The organism is Acinetobacter sp. GG2 (assembly GCF_000292385.1).
In the GTDB taxonomy this organism is placed as follows: domain Bacteria; phylum Pseudomonadota; class Gammaproteobacteria; order Pseudomonadales; family Moraxellaceae; genus Acinetobacter; species Acinetobacter seifertii.
On record NZ_ALOW01000004.1, the window covers coordinates 1 to 2,783 of the forward strand.

The window sequence follows — 2,783 nt, forward strand, 5'->3', positions numbered from 1 at the left end:
GTCCCTATCGTCTAGAGGCCTAGGACATCGCCCTTTCACGGCGGTAACCGGGGTTCGAATCCCCGTAGGGACGCCATTTTCTATTAGAAAAATTCATTTTAAAGACTCTTTCGTCACCTTCCTGTCTATTCTTTGACACCTTCTTGATTGCACATTTGTCTATTTTATCTAAAATAGCGTCTTTCTCAAATTCTCTCAATGTGTATGTAATATGCAGCCATCTGACAATCAACTAGATGCTCAGCATCAGAACAGTACTGCACCTTTAAAAAGAGCCATGAGTACTCGCCACCTTGTGATGTTATCGCTAGGCGGTGCAATCGGTACTGGTTTATTTTTAGGTTCAGGGGAAGTCATTTCACAAACTGGACCTATTGGCGCAATTATTGCCTACATTCTTGGGGGCGCGATTGCTTACATGGTCATGCTCTGTTTAGGTGAGCTGGCTGTCCACATGCCTGTATCTGGCTCTTTTGGTGCATATGCTCAAAAGTACATTAGTCCAAGTACAGGTTATATGATTTCATGGATGTATTGGCTAACATGGACAGCAACGCTAGGAACCGAGTTTACTGCTGCTGCTCTACTGATGCAGGAATGGTTTCCACAAGTCTCAATGTGGATTTGGACTCTCATATTTGCAGTGACAATTTTTGGACTAAATATTAGTTCAACTCGAGTATTTGCTGAGTCTGAGTTCTGGCTAGCGCTGGTTAAGGTGGTTACTGTTATTGCCTTTATTGTGCTTGGGTTATTAGCCATTTTTGGTTTAATTCCTTTTCATGGCGCTCAAACTGCTCCTCTGTTTAGTAATTTAACTGCCCAAGGCTGGTTCCCACACGGTTTCCTTCCCATTTTTACGACCATGCTGATTGTGAATTTTGCGTTCTCTGGAACAGAACTGATTGGTGTGGCTGCTGGCGAAACTAAAGATCCTGCACAAAACGTCCCTAAAGCGATTAATGCTGCAATCTGGCGCCTTCTTATTTTCTTTGTCGGCACGATTATTGTGATCAGTGCATTACTCCCTTTCCAGCTTGCAGGCTTAAGCAGTGAAAGTGTAAGTAGCAGCCCTTTTGTTACTGTATTTAATTATATTGGCATTCCATATGCTGACGACATCATCCGTTTTGTAATTATTACTGCACTACTCTCAGCTGCCAATTCAGGTTTGTATGCCGCATCACGCATGATGTGGTCTTTATCAGAACAAAAGCTTCTTCCAAGTGTATTTTCAACTCTTTCAAAAAGCGGAACACCTATTGTTGCTTTAGTAGTAACTATGTTTGGTGCAATTCCCGGTTTATTGTCAGAACAATTTGCACCTGAAACCATCTTTAAAAACTTGCTTGGTGTTGCAGCTTTCACCATGGTTATTGTCTGGATGAGTATCTGTTTAAGTCAGTTCAATTTCCGTAGGCAGTGGTATCGAGCTGGGCATACAGTTAAAGATTTAAAATATGCAGCGCCATTATTTCCTATCGTTCCAATTTTAGGTTTTCTTTTCTGCTTTATTACCTGTTTAAGTATGGCAGCAGACCCTCAAATGCGAGCTGGTTTTGTAGGTTGCTTAATTTTTACTGCTTTATGTTATGTGAGTTACTTTATTTTTTATCGTGACAAAGCTTAAGTACTTGTAATTAAAAGTGTAGCAAAAAGCTACACTTTTTTTTGCCTAGACACTGGCTTTATAGAACCTACCGTTGTAGATTAAAATTCATATTAAAAACAATTCTTTGCCTACAATGAAAATTATATTTATCCACGGGATGAATCAGCAGAATTACACAGCACATAGCTTAAAGGAGCATTGGCTAAAAGTATTTAAACTGGGCTTAAAACAATTACATTGTAGGGTTAATTTAAGAGATCTACATATACATATGCCATTTTATGGCGATTTAATGACGAAATATCAATTATCCAATCAATTAGACCTAAACACCTTACTTCCAAAATCTTTTAACTTTCACTTGCCTATCCACTTAAACCAACAACCCCCTACACTTAAGGAACATACTCCTTTTGTTCCTCAGCTTCCGCTTTCCCCAGATCAACCAGCAGAAAGCTTATCAGAACGCCTATATCTAACCTCTCAGTTAGTAAAAGACCGTGTTCTTAAGGAAATGGTGGTCCTTTTAAATAGTTTTCCAAAACTACACGAGAGCTTAATTCAACAATTCTTAATTGAAACGTATATGTATTTATCAAATCCTGATTTCATGCATGAAGTTCACCAAAGAATTTTAAAACAAATGCACGATGATGAAGACTGCATTGTAGTTGCGCACTCTTTGGGTTCTGTGATTGCATTTCACTTATTATCAGATCCGGCTTATCATTTTTCAGTACAACGCTTTGTTACCTTGGCTTCACCACTTTCTTTTCGGGTGATCCAAAGTAAACTTCCCATTCCGATTGAACGACCAAAATGCCTCAATGGTGATTGGTATAATTTCTACTCAAAAGATGATTTTTTAACAGCTTTCCCATTAAGTGAAGCACCTTTTGATTTTACCCCACCCATCATTAATCAAGAGATTTTTACTTTTGCCAACCAGCCTCATGAAATTGTAGGATACTTACAACACCATGCAGTCATCAAAGCCATTATTGAACCTTTTCAATAAAATTAGCCATAAATGCCTATATTTTCTACAATTTGAGTTATTTTTAAGCGCTTGACCGTTTTTTTTAATATTTCTTCAGAAAACTATTTGACACTTTTATTAAATCGACCTAATATACGCCCACCTCTGAAACGTCCCTATCGTCTAGAGGCC

2 protein-coding genes and 1 tRNA gene are annotated in these 2,783 nt (G+C 38.6%); all 3 read left to right on the forward strand.

The window, feature by feature from the left end; all coding sequences use genetic code 11:
• The 3 genes from B554_RS0100025 (at position 1) to B554_RS0100035 (ending at position 2,630) form a co-directional block, all read left to right on the forward strand.
• Positions 1 to 76, forward strand: a tRNA-Glu gene (locus B554_RS0100025).
• A gap of 135 nt (positions 77 to 211) precedes the next feature.
• Positions 212 to 1,630 (forward strand): amino acid permease, encoded by a 1,419-nt coding sequence (locus B554_RS0100030; protein ID WP_004705160.1) that lies wholly within the window; start codon positions 212 to 214, stop codon positions 1,628 to 1,630.
• Between the two features lie 115 nt (positions 1,631 to 1,745).
• The gene (locus B554_RS0100035) at positions 1,746 to 2,630 is read left to right on the forward strand and encodes a hypothetical protein (RefSeq protein ID WP_081400243.1); all 885 of its coding nucleotides are present in this window, start codon (positions 1,746 to 1,748) and stop codon (positions 2,628 to 2,630) included.
• The last annotated feature ends 153 nt before the right edge of the window (positions 2,631 to 2,783 follow it).

Excerpts from the sequence above, each read along its gene's own strand:
- B554_RS0100035 (WP_081400243.1), top strand. The coding sequence starts at position 1,746 with ATGAAAATTATATTTATCCACGGGATGAATCAGCAGAATTACACAGCA.
- B554_RS0100030 (WP_004705160.1), top strand. The coding sequence starts at position 212 with ATGCAGCCATCTGACAATCAACTAGATGCTCAGCATCAGAACAGTACT.